This is a genomic window from Streptococcus sp. OH4692_COT-348, from assembly GCF_003859975.1.
Classification (GTDB): domain Bacteria; phylum Bacillota; class Bacilli; order Lactobacillales; family Streptococcaceae; genus Streptococcus.
This window is the reverse complement of sequence record NZ_RQZB01000017.1, coordinates 1-16991: the sequence shown is the minus strand read 5'-3', so window position 1 is coordinate 16991 and position 16991 is coordinate 1. Positions and strand designations below refer to the sequence as shown.

Sequence of the window (16991 nt, the reverse complement as noted above, 5' to 3'; positions counted from 1 at the left end):
AATGATACTTCTATCCTTTAAAAGTCACAATGGTTGCACCACTGCCTCCAGCATTTTGTGGGGCATAGCCGAAACTCTTGACATGTTTGTTTCTTTGTAGGTATTTGGTGACACCTTCACGGATGACTCCTGTTCCAATACCATGGATGATATCAACTTGAGCCATATTATTAAGCAAGGCTTGGTCGATAAAGGCATCTAGCTCATTCATAGCCTCTTCATAGCGTTTGCCTCGAAGGTCCAGTCTGGCTTGAGGTCCTCGCCCAGAAGTTCGTTTCACGACATTGACTTGTTTCTTCTTAACTGGCTTTTCTTGCTGGGCTTGAACAAGGTCAAATTCTTTCTCTTCCAAGGTCATCTTAATCAAGCCAACTTGGGCTTCCCAACGGCCGTCCTTGAGTTGACTGGTCAAGGTACCACGCTGTCCATAACTGAGAACAACGATATCATCTCCCACCTTTGGAGCTCGTTTTTTCTTGGCCTTTTGAAGGACCTTGTTTTTGGACAAGTCTACTTTTTCAGGAGCCAATTTTTTCAGCTTGGCCTTGGCTTCAATGATTTCATGGGGTTTGAGTTGAGATTTACTATGGAGATTCTTAAGAATCTGGTCACTTTCACTGAGGGCCATGTCCACAATCTCAGCAGCCTGTTCACGCGCCTTGTTAAGCTCGGTTTCCTTTTCACGATTGAGTTCGTTGTAAAGTTTTTTGAGAGCACGGTTCATCTTGAGATTTTCTTGCTCCACCTCACGGATATTGTCCAAGCGTTTACGGCTTTCCAGCGTCTGCTCTTCCAGTTGCTCAATGATACGATTGACATCATTGTCCTGATCGACCTGCTGGCTGGCATCCCCTACGATAACCTCAGATAGGCCTAGACGTTTGGCAATTTCAAAGGCATTGCTTCGACCAGGAACGCCCTGCATAAAGCGATAAGTCGGGCGAAGAGTTGCAGTATCAAACTCCATGCTGGCATTTTGCACAAAGGCTGTCTCAATACCGTAGGCCTTGAGTTCTGGATAGTGGGTGGTCGCCATGGTCTTGACTTGACGCAGGCGAAGGTCCTCCAGAATAGCCATGGCAAGGGCGGCTCCCTCTTGGGGATCAGTACCAGCCCCCAACTCATCCAAAAGTAAGAGTGAATGTTGGTTAACCTTGCCAAGAATATCCACGATATTGGTCATGTGGCTAGAGAAGGTAGACAAACTCTGCTCAATAGACTGCTCATCGCCAATATCAGCAAAGATTTCTTCAAAAATACCAACACGGCTTCCCTTATCTGCTAAAATCGGCAAACCGGACTGGGCCATGACCTGCGTCAAGCCGAGGGTTTTGAGCATGATAGTCTTCCCACCTGTATTGGGACCTGTAATGACAATAGCTGTTAAATCTTGACCAAAATGGACATCATTTGCGACGGCATTTTTGACCAAAGGATGGCAGACATGGAGCAGTTGAATTTCTTGATTTTCTGACAGCTTAGGTACGACTGCTTGCCTTTCTTGGATAAATCTAACCTTGGCACGAATCAAGTCCAGATGGCCGATAATCCAAGCATCATTGGCAATCTCAGCCGCATGAGGGCGGACACGCTCCGAGATTTCTTGGAGAATGCGAAGCATTTCATAACGCTCATCTGCTCGCAAACTAGCAATTTCTTCACTCAGTTTGACCACCTCACGGGGTTCGATATAGACGGTATTTCCACTAGCAGAAATATCATGAACGACACCTGCAATCTTATTACGGTAGGTGTTTTTGACTGGTAGAACCTGACGGCCATTTCTGCTGGCAACGATTCCTTCTGTCAACATCTGCCCTTTTTGCTTAAGCAAGTCCTGTAGAACATCGCGTACCTGACTCTCGCTATCATGGATTTTTCGACGAATTCGCGCCAATTCTTCACTGGCAAAATTTTCAATGAAACCTGCATCATTAAAGGCTTGGAGATTTCCTTGTAATTGCGGAAAATCATGTAATTTCTCAAACCAAAGGGCTAATTCTGTCAAGCTGACATTTTCCAGATTGGCATAAAAACTTTGCAGTTCTCTGCTAGAAAGAAGCACGCGCTTCAAGAGTAGGAACTCCTCGATATTGAGATCCGCCCCCATCTCCAAACGCTTGCAGACTCCTGCAATTTCCTTAGTAGAGAGAATCGTGAAATGCGGTTGCTCGACGAAAAGAGCCTGCATTTCCTTCATCTCAGCAAAAGCCTGTTTGATTTTATCCGCTTTGGCAGTTGGAGCAAGCTGTCTCAATTGCTCCAAGCCCTGCTCAGTCAACAAATGGGGTTCAAACAAGGCTTTGACCTTATTGAACTCTAATGTTTCTAATATTTTCTTATTCATCTTTATTTCCTTGTCTTTGAATGTCTAGGTGTGGTAACTTTTTACATTCAGTCAAATCTGTAAACAAAGGGCTAGGAAAATTCCTGCCCTTTTTATCCGATTAAATTTGTCACCCAGATTTGTTTGAGCCAACTGGTTGTTACTGGTATGCTCTGGATGATGTGTTTTGCGACGATACTCTTTTCAAGAGGATTTTGTATAGCTGCCATGGGGATGGTCGCCAAGATGGTCAAGGCCATCTGCAAGACAAATAAGGTCACCAACATGGACAAGATTCCTGCTGAAACTTGGAAGAACTTGCCACCCAGTTTTTTACTAGGAATCAAGTGTAAGAGGAGACCAAGCAAACGACCGATGCTATAGACTATCCCAAATACAAGCAAGTAACCGATTCCTGCGTAAAAAACCTTATCCAACTGAAAGAGTTGATCCGATGGGAAAAAGAAAGTTCCCTGACCTTCCTGTGGATTTGCATAAGGAAGCAACAAATGAAATTGCTCTCCAAGCCCCTTATAAAACTGGCCAGCCATAAAAGCCGATGCCATGGCTGAAATAAGGTAATAAACCTGTAAAAGCAGGCCTCTCCGATAGCCGATATAAAATCCCCAAGCCAAGACCAATAGAAGAAGGAGTGAAATCATAAGGAATCCTCAATCTTGCTCTGTTCTTGCTTGCAAGTCACAAGTTTGTGACGGAGTTCTTCTAATTCTTGCTCCTTATCATCAAATTCAATCTCACGGCTGAGCTGAGTTGATAAACAGTTGACTGCCAACAAAAGAGCGATTGTTTCATCATCTGCGCTAGGCATTTGTTCTTTAATTGCTTGGTATTTTTCTGTCGCAACCTTGGCGATTTCCTCCATAAAAAGGTTATCATGCTCGCTTGTCAAGGTTAATGATTTTTTCCCGAATGTAAATTTGAATCGATTTAGATTTGCCATAAAATTCACCTCACGATATTATACCAAAATTCGCTAATTTTGTCAGTTTTTACAAATTTGCCTGCTTTTATGGTACAATAGAAACTATGGCAAGTATAACACTCACACCAAGTGAAAAGGAGATTCAGGCTTTTCTTGAACACTATCAAAGCAGTCTGGTTCCCAGCAAGAATCCCTATATTCGCTACTTTTTGCGACTACCTCAAGCAACGGTTTCTATCTATACTTCTGGAAAGGTCTTGCTTCAGGGTGAAGGAGCTGAGAAATACGCTAGTTTCTTTGGCTATCAAGTTGTAGAGGAAACCAGCGGACAAAATCTCCCTTTGATTGGGACAGATGAGGTAGGGAATGGTTCCTACTTTGGTGGACTTGCAGTTGTGGCTTCCTTTGTCACACCTGACCAGCACGACTTCTTGCGAAAACTCGGTGTGGGAGATTCTAAAACTCTGACCGACCAAAAGATTCGTCAGATTGCCCCTATCCTCAAGGAAAAAATCCAGCACCAGGCACTACTTCTCTCACCAAGCAAGTACAACGAAGTCATCGGAGACCGCTACAATGCTGTTTCGGTTAAGGTAGCCCTCCATAACCAGGCTATCTATCTCCTTCTTCAAAAAGGCATTCAGCCTGAGAAAATTGTGATTGATGCCTTTACCAGTGCTAAAAATTATGACAAGTACTTGGCACAAGAGACCAATCGTTTCAGCAATCCTATCAGCTTAGAAGAAAAGGCTGAGGGCAAATACTTGGCTGTCGCAGTTTCTTCCATCATTGCGCGTGATCTCTTTCTGGAAAATCTTGAAAATCTAGGACGAGAACTGGGCTATCAACTTCCAAGTGGAGCTGGAACGGCTTCTGATAAGGTGGCTAGCCAGATTTTGCAAGCCTATGGTATGCAGGGACTCAACTTCTGCGCCAAACTGCACTTTAAAAACACTGAAAAAGCGAAAAACGCTTAGAAAGGTAAGTTATGAATTCATTTAAACATTTCCTAAAAGAGTGGGGATTGTTCCTCCTAATTCTGTCATTACTAGCTTTAAGTCGTATCTTTTTTTGGAGCAATGTTCGCGTAGAAGGGCATTCCATGGATCCTACCCTAGCGGATGGCGAAATCCTCTTTGTTGTTAAGCATCTCCCTATTGACCGTTTTGATATCGTGGTTGCCCATGAGGAAGATGGCAATAAGGACATTGTCAAACGTGTGATTGGAATGCCTGGTGACACCATTCGTTACGAAAACGATAAACTTTACATCAATGACAAAGAGACGGACGAACCTTATCTAGCTGACTACATCAAACGTTTCAAGAATGACAAACTCCAAAGCACCTATTCAGGCAAGGGTTTTGAAGGAAATAAAGGAACTTTCTTTAGAAGTATTGCTGAAAAAGCCCAAGCCTTCACAGTTGATGTCAACTACAACACCAATTTTAGCTTTACTGTCCCAGAAGGAGAATACCTCCTCCTCGGAGATGACCGCTTGGTTTCGAGCGACAGCCGCCACGTAGGTACCTTTAAAGCAAAAGATATCACAGGGGAAGCTAAATTCCGCTTCTGGCCAATCACCCGTATCGGAACATTTTAAGAGACCTAAGAGGCCGAGAATCAAGAATCTCAGCCTCTTCTTCTATCGTGAGAAGTGATTGTTTATTGACTATAATAAAAACACCCCCAACTCTCACCTATTCATACAAAGGAATTTTATGGAAGTTTATTTTTCAGGAACCATTGAACGGATTATTTTTGAAAATCCCAGCAATTTTTATCGCATCCTCCTCCTAGAAATCGAAGATACGGACGCAGAGGATTTTGATGACTTTGAAATCATTGTCACGGGCACTATGGCTGACGTGATTGAGGGAGAAGACTATACTTTTTGGGGGCAAATTGTCCAGCACTCCAAGTATGGGGAGCAACTGCAAATCAGCCGGTATGAACGCTCAAAACCAACTAGCAAGGGATTGGTTAAGTACTTTTCAAGTAGCCATTTCAAGGGAATTGGTCTCAAGACAGCTCAGAAAATAGTGGACACCTATGGCGAAAATACCATTGACGAAATTCTGCAACACCCAGAAAAGCTAGAAGGTATCTCAGGACTCTCTGCCAAAAATCGCGAGGCATTCGTCTCTACTCTCCGCCTCAACTACGGAACCGAGATGATTTTGGCCAAACTTGCCAACTACGGCATTCCCAATAAATTAGCCTTTCAGATTCAAGACTTTTACAAGGAAGAAACTCTTGATGTGGTTGAAAATTATCCCTACCAACTGGTTGAGGATATCAAGGGTTTGGGCTTTACCATTGCTGACCAATTAGCGGAAGAACTAGGCATCGAAAGTCAGGCTCCTGAACGTTTCCGCGCCGGTCTAGTTCACAGTCTTTTTCAGGCCTGTATGGAAACAGGGGACACCTATGTTGAAGCACGGGATTTGCTGGAACAAACCCTTACTCTCCTTGAGTCTTCTCGTCCCGTGGAACTGGATCCCAGCCAAGTTGCCCAAGAGCTCTCCTACCTGATCGAAGAAGACAAGGTTCAGCAGATTGATACCAAGATTTTTGACAACAGCCTCTTCTTCGCTGAGGAAGGCATCCGCAGTCACTTGGTTCGTATCCTTGAAAAAGGAAAACAGAAGAGCCATGATTTAGAAACCATTCAAAAACATATCGCTACTGTCGAAGAAGATCTGGAGATTGAGTATGATAACATTCAAAAACAGGCTATCTATGATGCTATCCAGAACAAGGTCTTTATCCTGACAGGTGGACCTGGTACTGGTAAGACAACTGTTATCAATGGGATCATCGCTGTTTATGCCCTTTTGGAAGGACTTGACCTCAGGAAAAAAAGCAACCTGCCGATTCTTCTTGCTGCTCCAACTGGCCGAGCAGCTCGGCGCATGAATGAATTGACAGGTTTGCCTAGCGCGACCATACACCGCCACTTGGGAATGACAGGTGACGATGATACCAGTCATCTGGAAGATTATCTAGATGCTGACTTTATCATCGTGGATGAATTTTCAATGGTGGATACTTGGCTGGCCAACCAACTCTTCTCCAATATCTCTTCTAACAGTAAAATCCTCATCGTGGGCGACAGCGACCAGCTACCATCTGTCAGCCCTGGACAGGTTCTAGCGGATCTGCTTCATATTCCCTTGATTCCTCAGACTCGCTTGGAAAAAATTTACCGGCAAAGCGAAGAATCAACCATCGTCACCCTAGCTAGTCAGATTCGACAGGGTATCTTGCCAGCTGATTTCACCCAGAAAAAAGCAGACCGTTCCTACTTTGAAATTGCTAGTGGCCATATTCCTGCTACGATTGAGAAAATCTTAGGCGCTGCCCTAAGAAGTGGTATCCCTGCCCGTGATATCCAAGTTCTGGCACCCATGTACCGAGGGACAGCAGGGATTGATGCCATCAACCAACTCATGCAAGAACTCCTTAATCCACCACAAAAAGACCAACTCAGTTTTGAAGCTCCCCAGTGTCACTATCGTAAGGGAGACAAGGTCATTCACCTGGTCAACGATGCTGAAATCAATGTCTTTAATGGGGATTTAGGAGCTATCACAGACCTGATTCCTGGTAAATACACCGAGTCGAAACAAGACGAGATTGTCATTGATTTTGATGGCAACGAAGTCTCTTACCCACGTAACGAATGGTACAAGATTCGCCTAGCCTATGCCATGAGTATCCATAAGTCTCAGGGAAGTGAGTTTCCTGTTGTCATCCTACCTATCACCAGTGCTAGTAGGCGTATGCTGGAGCGCAATCTCATCTATACAGCCATTACACGCGCCAAAAGCAAGCTTATCTTACTAGGCGAATTACAGGCCTTCGACTATGCCACCCAGCATATCGGAACTGCCCGAAAAACCTATCTGATTGAACGCTTCAGTGATTTATTGGAGAATGTTGAAAAAAAGCAACAAGCGGTCTCTGAAACAGTCACATCAAGTACCTCTGAACAATCCTACATCTTAACCGAAAAAAACTGGGACAGCATCCCCGCCATGATTGGGATTACAGACGCAGACCTCAAAGAGATTTTTGGAAAATAGTGCATAAGAAAACCCACCAATTCAGGTGGGATTTTTGTTTATTAATACTCAATCAAAGAGCAAACTAGGAAGCTAGCCGCAAGCTGTACTTGAGTACGGTAAGGCGACGCTGACGTGGTTTGAATTTGATTTTCGAAGAGTATAAGATTATTTAACTGTTGCTGTGCTTGTAATCAATTCAACAGCTTTTTTGATTGTGATGTCGTGTTTCAACATATCAGCTGAAAGCAAGCTTTGTACTTGTGCAACTTCCATGTTGTAGTCTGTAGCCAATTGCTCGATTTCTTTTTGGATTTCTTCTTCTGAAGCGTCGAATCCTTCAGCTTTGGCAACTGCTTCGATAACAAGGTTAGTCTTAGTACGTGACTCAGCTTCTCCCTCGTATTGTTTGTGAAGATCTTCTTGAGTAGTTCCAGTGATTTGGAAGTACATGTCAGGGTTGATACCTTGACGTTGCAAGTTTCCAAGGAATTCATTTACTGAACGGTGAACTTCTTCGTGAATCATTTCTTCTGGAAGTTCTACGATTTCAGCGTTTTCTACAGCTTTATCAATTGCTGCACCTTCAACTGCATCTTTGTAAGCTTCTTCTTTAGCAGCAGCCAATTCCTTGCGGTATTTTTCTTTCAATTCAGCAAGTGTTTCAACTTCTTCGTCGATGTCTTTTGCAAGCTCATCGTCAAGAGCTGGAACTTCTTTAGCTTTTACTTCGTGGATAGTTGTTACGAATTTAGCTTCTTTACCTGCAAGGTCTTCTGCTTGGTAGTCTTCTGGGAATGTTACAACTACATCAACAGTTTCGCCAGCTGAGTGACCTACCAATTGGTCTTCGAAACCAGGGATGAATTGACCTGAACCAAGTCCAAGTGAGAAGTTTTCACCTTTTCCGCCATCAAATTCAACACCATCGATAGAACCAACGAAATCGATGACAACAGTGTCGCCGTTTTCAGCAGCAGCTTCTTTGATAACCAATTCAGCCAAGTTGTTGCGTTCACGTTCGATACGCTCTTCAACGTCAGTGTCTGTTACTTCTTTTTCTACATCTACTGATACTTCAAGGTTTTTGTAGTCACCCAATTTTACTTCAGGTTTTGTAACAACTTCAGCTGTGATAACCCAGTCTTGACCTTTTTCCATTGAAGTCACGTCAATTTTTGGTTGTGCAACTACTTCAAGACCAGCTTCTTTTACTGCAGCTTCATAAGCGTTTGGCAAAAGAGCGTTCATAACATCTTGGTAAAGTGACTCTTCACCAAATTTTTTGTCGAAGATAGGGCGTGGAAGGTGACCTTTACGGAAACCTGGAACATTAAGAGATTTCTTCACTGAGTTGAAGACACGGTCCAATTCTGGTTTGATTTGGTCTTGAGAGATAGTGAAAGTCAAGACACCACGGTTTGTTTCTTTGTTTTCAAATGATACAGACATTCTGTCATTTCTCCTTAAAATTTTTTAAATACAGTCTATTATAACATAACTGGGCGACTTTTTTCAAGTAATGAATGCGCTTTTCAATGATGGGAGAGGTACTTGCTTGCTTCTTTGGTACTCAACTCAGCCATTTCTCCAACATTATTTTTACATAACTATTAGAAGTCCTCATGCCCCACCAAGTGGTGCTGAAAGGCATAGACTGCAGCCTGGGTACGATCGCTAACCTCAAGTTTGGCAAGAATGTTAGACACGTGCGTCTTGACCGTCTTGAGAGAGATAAACAGTTCGTCTGCGATACGCTGATTTTCGTAGCCCTTGGCGATGAGTTGGAGAACATCTCGCTCACGCGCAGTCAAGTCCTCATGTAGTTCTATGTGATTTCGGTGGTATTCGACCTTCTTGCTGACCTCTTGCTCAATGGCCAACTCGCCAGCAGCCACCTTACGGACAGCATGGAGAAGTTCGTCTGCACTAGAAGTCTTGAGCATATAGCCCCTAGCACCAGCATTTAAGACAGGCATGATTTTTTCATTGTCCAAATAAGAGCTCACAATCAAAATCTTGGCTTCAGGCCATTCTTTGAGGATAGCCAAGGTCGCATCAATCCCATTCATCTCAGGCATGACAATATCCATGACAATGACATCCGGACGCAATTCCAATGCCAACTCAATCCCCTGAGATCCGTTGGACGCCTCGCCCACAACTTCTACATCATCTTGGAGGTCAAAGTAGCTTTTCAAGCCCAATCGGACCATTTCATGGTCATCTACTAATAAAATTTTCATCTTTACTCCTTTATCATTCCTTATCGAGCAGGGGAATACGGATATCAACTGCCAGCCCTTGCTTGGGAGCTGTCAATAACTGAACCGTCCCTGCCATATCTTCAACCCTCTCTTTGATATTGCGGAGTCCATAACTCAGGTCATCTAAACTCCCTAACTGGAAACCAATTCCATTGTCCACCACTTTCATTTGCAATTCAAAATCTGTCTGATAGAGGTAAACATCCAAACAAGAGGCCTGGGCATGGCGAAGGGTATTGCTGATTAACTCTTGCAGGATACGGAAGATATGTTCCTCGATTTTCTTAGGCAATTTCGTCACATTTTGCTTGAAACCAACCTTGAGATCACTCTTGTCCTCAAGCTCTTTTAAGAGGATTTGAATCCCTTCAACCAAACTCTTCTGCTCCAATTCAACTGGTCTCAAATGCAAGAGCAAGACCCGCAAATCATTCTGGGCGGTTTCTAAAATAGCTGTGACACTCTGCAACTGGGTCTGCATCTTTTCTCTATCCAATTTCAAAGCCTGCTGACTGATACCCGATAAAATCATGTGGGCCGCAAACAACTCCTGACTGACTGTATCGTGCAAATCCCGAGCAATTCGTTTCCGTTCTTTCTCGATGATTTCCTCTTCCTGAGCAAGGCTGTGATTTTCAGCCTTTTGAAGAGCCTCTGTCAAAAGGTTAAGTTTGCCAGACAAGGACTTGAAACTGGCATCCAAATCTGGATCTGCAAGCTGAACCACTTCTTGCCCTGCCAACAAACGCTTAAGATTAGTCTGCATTTTTCTTAGAGAAAGCTCTTCAACACCTCTCCAAAACAGGACTAAGAGAAAGGTCATGGACATGATGAATACCAACAACAAAAAGACAAATTTTTCTGTTTTTTCGACATCATGCAAGAAAATAGACCAGTCAAAGTCAAGGATTTCCAGCAAGCTGTGGGAGAAAAATAAGACAAATAGGAAGGAGGTAATGGCAATGATTACATAAGCTTGTTTTTTCATCCTCTGACCACCTCAACATCCCCAATCACAGTGGTCAAGAGAATCTTGACACTCTTGTTACTCTTAAGATAGTCTCTTGTTTCTTGATGATAGTGTTCATTGCGAAGGGCTCGCTTGGGCTGGTTGAAAAAAGTCAAATCACCATAGAGACAGTTAACGCTAAGACTGACTTCCACATCTACAGGTACAATGATTTTGGTCGTTCCTACCATCTTTCTGAGAATAATGACATTGTCATGATTGGTTAGAATGACCCTCTCTAGATGAATTGTATCCTTGCCCATGAGACGAAAGAGATTGATATCATCAAACTGGCAAGTCTGGTAGCTTGAAAAATGATGGAGATTTCCAAACCAACGATTTTTCTCCTTCTTAACCGTTACCACCTCTTCAAAAACCAAATTGGTCTGCTCTTTTTCCTGGTTCATCATCGGATAAAGAAGAAAGAGGCTATAGATGACCGCAACAAAAATAGCTAGAATCACAAAAGGATTGAGCATGACGATAAAAAAGAAGAGAATGGTTGCCACTACTAAAAGAAGATTATTGCCCTCTTTACCAGTGTAATAGCGAATCAAAAGTAAAAAGAGGAATAAAATCAGCAGAAAACGCGAAAAATGCTCTGATACCATCAAAATCAGAGCTCCTGTCAAAAGACAAGCTTCAATAAATAAAAAGATTTTAAATTTTCTCATAGTGCATCCTCTCCCTTCTATTTTATCACAATTCAAAAAAGTCACCTCAGTCTGAGGATGGAAAAAAGGCGGTGGTTACGCCTTTTTCATCTGATCATTTGCTTCTTTTAATTTTCCATAAAGAAGATAGTCTACTTTTTGCAAATCTGCTATGGTGGCACAATTAAGGGCACACATGATCAAGCGTAGATCTTCTTTCCAGCCTTGGATAATGCCAATCACTTCTTCAACTGAATAGGTTTCAACCAATTCCAGAACTGTTCGAGACAGTCCTACAGCCTTAGCACCAAAGACCAAGCACTTAATCATATCCAGTGGATTGCGAACGCCTCCACTAACCAAGAGTTGGACCTTGTCTTTCCAGTCTTGGGTATTGAGAAGGGCTTGCATGGTAGACTGGCCCCATTGATTTAGGTAGTCACGTTGACCACTGCGACGGTTTTCGATATAGGCAAAGCTGGTACCGCCACGACCTGATAGGTCAACAGTTCGAACACCCAATCCATAGGCTCTCTCGATGGTCTTCACATCCATTCCAAAGCCCACTTCCTTGAGGACAATCGGAACGGGGATTTGCTTGCTATAGTCTGCCAGATGCGATTGCCAGCTTCTGAACTTCCTTTCTCCCTCAGGCATGAGCAATTCCTGCATAACATTGACATGCACTTGCAAGAGAACAGGATTCATCTCTTCTACAGTCTGAAGGCCTAACTCGACAGGCTTGTCCAATCCAATATTGGTTCCAAGAAGGAGATTTGGATGATCAGACTTGACAGAAAAAGAGTCATCTGCTGGATCTTTGAGGGCTGCGCTATAAGAACCCGTTACAAATAAAATACCACAGGCTTCCGCCACCTGAGCCAGCTTTTGATTGATTTCTCTTCCCTTATCGCTTCCACCCGTCATGGCATTGATATAAAAAGGAAAATCCCACTTTCGACCAGCAAACTCTGTCGACAGATCGACTTCATCCAGGTCGTAAAGAGGCAAGGAAGAATGAATCAACTCCACATCATCAAAGCTATTATAGGAACTTTTCTGCTCAAGGGCATAGCGGATGTGCTCATCCTTACGATTTGTCGTCATGTCCTATCCTTTCTTGGTATAAGAGCTCAATCCCCAGATCGGCCCAACGGTTTTTTAGGTTTTTAGTTGATTGCTCATCAAAACTCAAGGCAATACCACAATCACCACCACCAGCACCGCTACTCTTGGCAACAGCTTGCAAATCTTGACTGGCTTCTTTCAACTGTCTAAGCGAAGGCGTGTAAATATCTGTGCTCAAGCCTTCTAAGAGCTTGCTGGCCACTTCTACTTGCTCGATAATTTTTTCTGATTTCCCCTGCTCCAAGGCTTCTACTAAAGCAGCCACCGTTTCTTTTGAGGAGCTTAAAAAATTCTGATTGATATTTTGCTTGATTTGCTGGACCATGTGACTCGATACAGCCACTTCCTTGGTCCATCCCACTAGGAAATCACATTCTAAAGTTGGTTCCACTTGCGAAATTGAAAAGCCCCAATCACGCTCTAAAACAGTCGCCAAATTTTCTTCTTTCAACCAAGTTGCTACCTGCTGGCGATCAAATGACTGGTAGAGAACCAAATCTTCTGCCACAATACAGGCAAGGTCCCCCATAGAACCATTGTCTCCGCGCTTGAGCAAGACCGCACTGGCCAGCTTGAACAAGAGAGCCTGATCAACCGAAAGATTATACAGAGCCAGCAAAGCCTTGATGACCAAAACAACGACGCTACCGCTAGAACCTAGACCAAACTTTTTCCCTTCTCGTTCCATTTTTCCACGGATTTCCAAAGAAAAAGGTCGCAAGGTCTGTCCACGATCAGCGAGGAAATCTTCCACTAAAGCAATCGTTTCTTGAATCAAGCTATAGTCAGGATTTGGCGTCAAATCCACTGCGAAATCAAACATATCCGAATAGATACGATAACTATCAGAAAAAGCAATCTCGCCCCTCATATAGATGGGAATGGCCTTTATCAAAGCCAACTGCCCAGGCTCTAAAATAGCATATTCACCTGCCCAATAGAGTTTTCCGCAAGTTTTAATAGCAATCATCTTGACTCAAATCCTTTGTTTTTGACACAATCAAGCGATAACGCTGACCGAAGATTTCTGATAAATGCTCCAAGTCTTTCTCCTGACAGAGGACCTTGACATTGGGACCAGCATCCATAGTAAAGTAGCAGGTTTCCCCTTGCTCACGAAGCTGACGAACAAAGTCCATGGCTTCATAGCTTGCATCCGTCAGATAAGAAAAGGCTGGTGATGCTGTTTTTGTCGTAGCGTGCATAGCCAGGGCATTTTTCTCCGTTAATTCCCCAACCTTGGCAAAATCATTTTCTTTGAGGTAAACCAGCATATCCTGATAATCCTTCTCAGATTGACGCACCCAGTCATCAAAGGTCGTCGAGGTTTCAACACAGAGCTTCATTCCATCGCGACTAGAAATTGGTTTTTTCTTGTCTTCTAGCACCAACATAATCATAGCTAGCTTCAAGTCTGTCTCTACAGGGTGAATTTCCCCACTATCCTTATCCCAGGCACCTAATGGTCCATAAAAACTCCGAGAAGAAGAGCCTGAGGCAAACTTCGCTTCCTGCGCTAACTGACTTCTATCCAATCCAAGCTTGAAATAAGCATTACAAGCCTTGACCAAAGCAGACAAACCACTGGAACTTGATGATAAGCCCGCTGCGGTAGGCATATTGTTTTGAGTGTCAATACGAACAAAGCCATCACCATCTGGACGGTAGCGGTCAATAATCTTACTCATCTTGGCATGCTCAGCCTCATTTTGTAGCTGACCATTGATATAAAAGGCATCAGCTGTCGCATCCGTCGGTAGAGATGACAAAGTCGTCTCCGTGTACATATTTTCCAAAGTCAGAGAGATACTGCTAGTAGCAGGCACCATCTCTTTTTCTTTTTTCTTTCCCCAATATTTGATAATAGCAATATTTGCGTAAGAACATACTGTTACAGGCTCTCTATCCATGTCTGAACAGCTCCTTTCTCTTCTAATCTTTCTGCTAGTTCTTGAGCTTGAGTCAAATTGGTTGCCAAGGCTATGATACAGCCTCCTAGCCCACCACCGCTCATCTTGGCACCCAGAGCACCATGGCTAAGAGCCGTTTCTACCAGATGATCTGACTCAGGACTACTAACCCCAATTTCTTTTAAATGTAAATGCGCTTGACTAAGGATTTGTCCCAGTCCTTCAGCATCTTTTCGTGAAATCGCTTCTTCTGCCTGCTGGGTCAATTCTCCCAAGGCATGCAAAAACGGCAGGGCATCCTTCCCCTTGCTTTGAACCACTTGAATAGCTTCACGAGTATGACCATAAACGCCCGTATCAGCAATCACCAAATAGGCAGATAAATCCATCTCAAGCTCTGTAAATCCTACATTCTTAATAAATCGAATAGGCTGGTCACTGAGACAGGTCTTGGCATCCAAACCACTTGGATTCATATGGGCAATCATCTCCGCCCGATTGACCAAGATTTCTAATATATCATGAGGCAGATTTACCTGATAGTAGTCAAATACCGCACGAATGGCCGCTATGCTGATAGCAGCTGACGAACCCATTCCCCGTTTTTCAGGGATAGCCGAGTCAATCTCACAGCGAATGCAGGCTTCTGTGATATCTAAATACTCCAGCGAAGCATAAACTGCCATGGACAAGGTATCTTCCTCATAGAGGCGCCAAGGACTCTCTGCAGGAACTACCTTACAAGTCACCTCCACCTCCAAAAGAGGCAGAGAAATGGCAGGATAACCGTAAACGACCGCATGCTCCCCTATTAAAATAATCTTACTATGTGCCTGACCAACACCAACTTTTTTTGTCATTTTTTCCTTTTGCTAGACGAAAAAGCCGTCTCATACTCAATGAAAATCAAAAAGCAAACTAGGAAGCTAGCCGCAGGCTGTACTTGAGTACGGTAAGGCGACGCTGACGTGGTTTGAATTTGATTTTCGAAGAGTATTATTTTTTCCTACAAGTATTTATTCTCTCCTATCTATTTTATTATATTTTCACAAAAAAAGCGATTGTTTCCTTCACAATCGCCTCTTTCATTATTGGATCCATTCGCCATTATAGTTGACAGAATAGCCATCTACAGTGGTATTCACTGCTAAAGCACCTGAGCTATAAGCATAGTACCATTTGCCATTGACCTGGAACCAGCCTGTCTTCATATCTCCATTACCTGCATTTAGATAGTACCAAGTTGAACCATCTTTATACCAACCAGTTGCCATTGCTCCTGATGAACGGAGATAGTACCACTTGTTACCAAGGTTTTGCCAACCAGTTTTCATATCGCCATTTGACTCATCTAAATAATACCAAGTCGAACCTTCTTGATACCAACCAGTCGCCATTGCTCCTGATGAACGGAGGTAGTACCACTTATTGCCAAGTTGTTTCCAACCAGTTTGCATAATGCCAGTTTCTGGGTCTAGGTAATACCACGGAGCAGGTTTGCTTCTATCAATGCCAAAAGTAACATGGAAATCTTGAGTCCAACCCTTAGCAACTTCACCAATTGGTAGTGGATTGTAAGAATCATCGCCAGAAATTCCTAGCTTATTTAAATAATACCAATTGCCGTCTTCATAAGTCCAGCCTGTCTTTACAGCATAATTATTATCAAAATAATAAGTTCTCTTTTCAGCAGATGGAGCATATTGTTCACCGTATACTTTTCCTGTATTTTCAGACGTTTTTGCCTCTAGTACTTGTTTATCTGTTTGTTCTAGCAAAGCACCATCTTGTCCAAAATAGTACCACTTCTCCTGAAGGCCAATTTCTACGACTGGACGATTATTAAATAAATTATCACGATAACCTGTTCCATGAATTTCTACGTATTGCCAACCGACAACCATCTCTCCTCTATCACCAAAATAGTAAGTTTTACCGTCTATTTTATGCCAATAGATTGCTTTATGATCATCTTTTACATAATATTTTCTATTATCCTTATCAACAAATTGGCCACCTGTGGTATCCGCAAATACAGTATTTGTAGCTAGCAAACCAAAGAAAAATGTTGCTAGTGCGACTTGCATCATTTTTTTCAAAAGCTTCATTTGTATGTCCTCCAAGATTAAATCCACTCACCAGATGAAGCAAAGTTATAGACTTTACCATCGATAGTTTGGCTACCTGTAACCATTGCTCCATTTGAATTGAGATAATACCAGTTTCCATTTACTCTTGTCCAACCTGTCTTCATATCTCCATTACTTGCATTTAGATAGTACCAAGTTGAACCATCTTTCACCCAACCAGTTGTCATAGCTCCTGATGAACGGAGATAGTACCACTTGTTACCAACATATACCCAACCTGTCTTCATATCACCATTTTTATTATCTAAATAATACCAAGTTGAACCATCTTGATACCAACCAATTGCCATAGCTCCTGATGAACGGAGATAGTACCATTTATTGCCAAGTTGTTTCCAACCAGTTTGCATGATACCAGTTGTTGGATCTAGATAGTACCAAGCTGAACCATCATTTATCCAACCTGTACGTATTTCACCACCAATATAGTCTTCTCCATTAATTTCTGTTTTAGCTAGATAATACCAGTTAGACTGGTCATAAAGCCAACCTGTCTTTAAAGAATGATCTTGATTAAAGTAATAGTTCGTGTAAAAAC

General features: G+C 42.8%; 15 protein-coding genes and 1 pseudogene. 3 read left to right on the top strand and 13 right to left on the bottom strand.

The features are described 5' to 3' along the window. Positions 1 to 10: 10 nt before the first annotated feature. From EII37_RS08895 to zapA, 3 genes are all read right to left on the bottom strand, one after another. Positions 11 to 2347, bottom strand: coding sequence for an endonuclease MutS2 (locus EII37_RS08895; RefSeq protein ID WP_124788328.1), 2337 nt, complete (start codon positions 2345 to 2347; stop codon positions 11 to 13). Between the two features lie 92 nt (positions 2348 to 2439). Further along, the gene (locus tag EII37_RS08890; protein ID WP_124788327.1) at positions 2440 to 2988 is read right to left on the bottom strand and encodes a CvpA family protein; all 549 of its coding nucleotides are present in this window, start codon (positions 2986 to 2988) and stop codon (positions 2440 to 2442) included. Beyond that, positions 2985 to 3287, bottom strand: a complete 303-nt coding sequence (gene zapA, locus EII37_RS08885) for a cell division protein ZapA (protein WP_000002019.1) — start codon at positions 3285 to 3287, stop codon at positions 2985 to 2987. The genes EII37_RS08890 and zapA overlap by 4 nt, the downstream gene beginning before the upstream one ends. Before the next feature lie 86 nt (positions 3288 to 3373). On the opposite strand from zapA, the gene rnhC reads away from it, so the two are divergent. The 3 genes from rnhC to EII37_RS08870 all read left to right on the top strand — a co-directional run bounded on the left by rnhC (position 3374) and on the right by EII37_RS08870 (position 7357). Then, a complete protein-coding gene (gene rnhC / locus EII37_RS08880; protein ID WP_124788326.1) occupies positions 3374 to 4246 on the top strand; it encodes a ribonuclease HIII in 873 nt (290 codons plus the stop codon). Positions 4247 to 4257: 11 nt separating this feature from the next. Further along, positions 4258 to 4872 (top strand): signal peptidase I, encoded by a 615-nt coding sequence (gene lepB / locus EII37_RS08875; protein ID WP_084864825.1) that lies wholly within the window; start codon positions 4258 to 4260, stop codon positions 4870 to 4872. Between the two features lie 118 nt (positions 4873 to 4990). Beyond that, on the top strand, positions 4991 to 7357 hold the full coding sequence (locus EII37_RS08870; RefSeq protein ID WP_124788325.1) for an ATP-dependent RecD-like DNA helicase: 2367 nt from the start codon (positions 4991 to 4993) through the stop codon (positions 7355 to 7357). A 147-nt stretch (positions 7358 to 7504) separates the two neighbouring features. Here EII37_RS08870 and tig read toward each other — a convergent pair whose 3' ends face one another. From tig to EII37_RS08810, 10 genes and pseudogenes are all read right to left on the bottom strand, one after another. Next, positions 7505 to 8788: a trigger factor gene (gene tig, locus EII37_RS08860; protein ID WP_124788324.1), complete on the bottom strand. Its 1284-nt coding sequence runs from the start codon at positions 8786 to 8788 to the stop codon at positions 7505 to 7507. Positions 8789 to 8949: 161 nt separating this feature from the next. Further along, positions 8950 to 9582, bottom strand: coding sequence for a response regulator transcription factor (locus tag EII37_RS08855; protein WP_124788323.1), 633 nt, complete (start codon positions 9580 to 9582; stop codon positions 8950 to 8952). Between the two features lie 13 nt (positions 9583 to 9595). Further along, a complete protein-coding gene (locus EII37_RS08850; RefSeq protein ID WP_124788322.1) occupies positions 9596 to 10591 on the bottom strand; it encodes a sensor histidine kinase in 996 nt (331 codons plus the stop codon). Next, positions 10588 to 11286: a cell wall-active antibiotics response protein LiaF gene (liaF, locus tag EII37_RS08845; protein ID WP_124788321.1), complete on the bottom strand. Its 699-nt coding sequence runs from the start codon at positions 11284 to 11286 to the stop codon at positions 10588 to 10590. Before liaF ends, EII37_RS08850 begins: the two co-directional genes overlap by 4 nt. 75 nt (positions 11287 to 11361) lie before the next feature. Further along, positions 11362 to 12372: a type 2 isopentenyl-diphosphate Delta-isomerase gene (fni, locus tag EII37_RS08840; protein WP_124788320.1), complete on the bottom strand. Its 1011-nt coding sequence runs from the start codon at positions 12370 to 12372 to the stop codon at positions 11362 to 11364. Continuing rightward, on the bottom strand, positions 12356 to 13363 hold the full coding sequence (locus tag EII37_RS08835) for a phosphomevalonate kinase (RefSeq protein ID WP_124788319.1): 1008 nt from the start codon (positions 13361 to 13363) through the stop codon (positions 12356 to 12358). The genes fni and EII37_RS08835 overlap by 17 nt, the downstream gene beginning before the upstream one ends. Continuing rightward, positions 13350 to 14303 (bottom strand): diphosphomevalonate decarboxylase, encoded by a 954-nt coding sequence (gene mvaD / locus EII37_RS08830; protein WP_124788318.1) that lies wholly within the window; start codon positions 14301 to 14303, stop codon positions 13350 to 13352. Before mvaD ends, EII37_RS08835 begins: the two co-directional genes overlap by 14 nt. After that, positions 14285 to 15163 (bottom strand): mevalonate kinase, encoded by an 879-nt coding sequence (gene mvk, locus EII37_RS08825; RefSeq protein ID WP_124788317.1) that lies wholly within the window; start codon positions 15161 to 15163, stop codon positions 14285 to 14287. The genes mvaD and mvk overlap by 19 nt, the downstream gene beginning before the upstream one ends. A 228-nt stretch (positions 15164 to 15391) precedes the next feature. Further along, complete coding sequence (cbpC, locus tag EII37_RS08815; protein WP_124788316.1) at positions 15392 to 16411, bottom strand: choline-binding protein CbpC; 1020 nt, start codon at positions 16409 to 16411, stop codon at positions 15392 to 15394. A gap of 17 nt (positions 16412 to 16428) precedes the next feature. Further along, positions 16429 to 16991: pseudogene (locus EII37_RS08810) on the bottom strand (N-acetylmuramoyl-L-alanine amidase family protein); the annotation flags it as partial.

What these genes read in the sequence shown, in the direction of transcription:
- tig (WP_124788324.1), bottom strand. Translation starts at nt 8,788, where the DNA reads ATGTCTGTATCATTTGAAAACAAAGAAACAAACCGTGGTGTCTTGACT.
- cbpC (WP_124788316.1), bottom strand. Translation starts at nt 16,411, where the DNA reads ATGAAGCTTTTGAAAAAAATGATGCAAGTCGCACTAGCAACATTTTTC.
- EII37_RS08855 (WP_124788323.1), bottom strand. Translation starts at nt 9,582, where the DNA reads ATGAAAATTTTATTAGTAGATGACCATGAAATGGTCCGATTGGGCTTG.
- lepB (WP_084864825.1), top strand. Translation starts at nt 4,258, where the DNA reads ATGAATTCATTTAAACATTTCCTAAAAGAGTGGGGATTGTTCCTCCTA.
- rnhC (WP_124788326.1), top strand. Translation starts at nt 3,374, where the DNA reads ATGGCAAGTATAACACTCACACCAAGTGAAAAGGAGATTCAGGCTTTT.
- EII37_RS08890 (WP_124788327.1), bottom strand. Translation starts at nt 2,988, where the DNA reads ATGATTTCACTCCTTCTTCTATTGGTCTTGGCTTGGGGATTTTATATC.
- zapA (WP_000002019.1), bottom strand. Translation starts at nt 3,287, where the DNA reads ATGGCAAATCTAAATCGATTCAAATTTACATTCGGGAAAAAATCATTA.
- mvaD (WP_124788318.1), bottom strand. Translation starts at nt 14,303, where the DNA reads ATGGATAGAGAGCCTGTAACAGTATGTTCTTACGCAAATATTGCTATT.
- EII37_RS08850 (WP_124788322.1), bottom strand. Translation starts at nt 10,591, where the DNA reads ATGAAAAAACAAGCTTATGTAATCATTGCCATTACCTCCTTCCTATTT.
- fni (WP_124788320.1), bottom strand. Translation starts at nt 12,372, where the DNA reads ATGACGACAAATCGTAAGGATGAGCACATCCGCTATGCCCTTGAGCAG.
- EII37_RS08870 (WP_124788325.1), top strand. Translation starts at nt 4,991, where the DNA reads ATGGAAGTTTATTTTTCAGGAACCATTGAACGGATTATTTTTGAAAAT.
- liaF (WP_124788321.1), bottom strand. Translation starts at nt 11,286, where the DNA reads ATGAGAAAATTTAAAATCTTTTTATTTATTGAAGCTTGTCTTTTGACA.
- mvk (WP_124788317.1), bottom strand. Translation starts at nt 15,163, where the DNA reads ATGACAAAAAAAGTTGGTGTTGGTCAGGCACATAGTAAGATTATTTTA.
- EII37_RS08835 (WP_124788319.1), bottom strand. Translation starts at nt 13,363, where the DNA reads ATGATTGCTATTAAAACTTGCGGAAAACTCTATTGGGCAGGTGAATAT.
- EII37_RS08895 (WP_124788328.1), bottom strand. Translation starts at nt 2,347, where the DNA reads ATGAATAAGAAAATATTAGAAACATTAGAGTTCAATAAGGTCAAAGCC.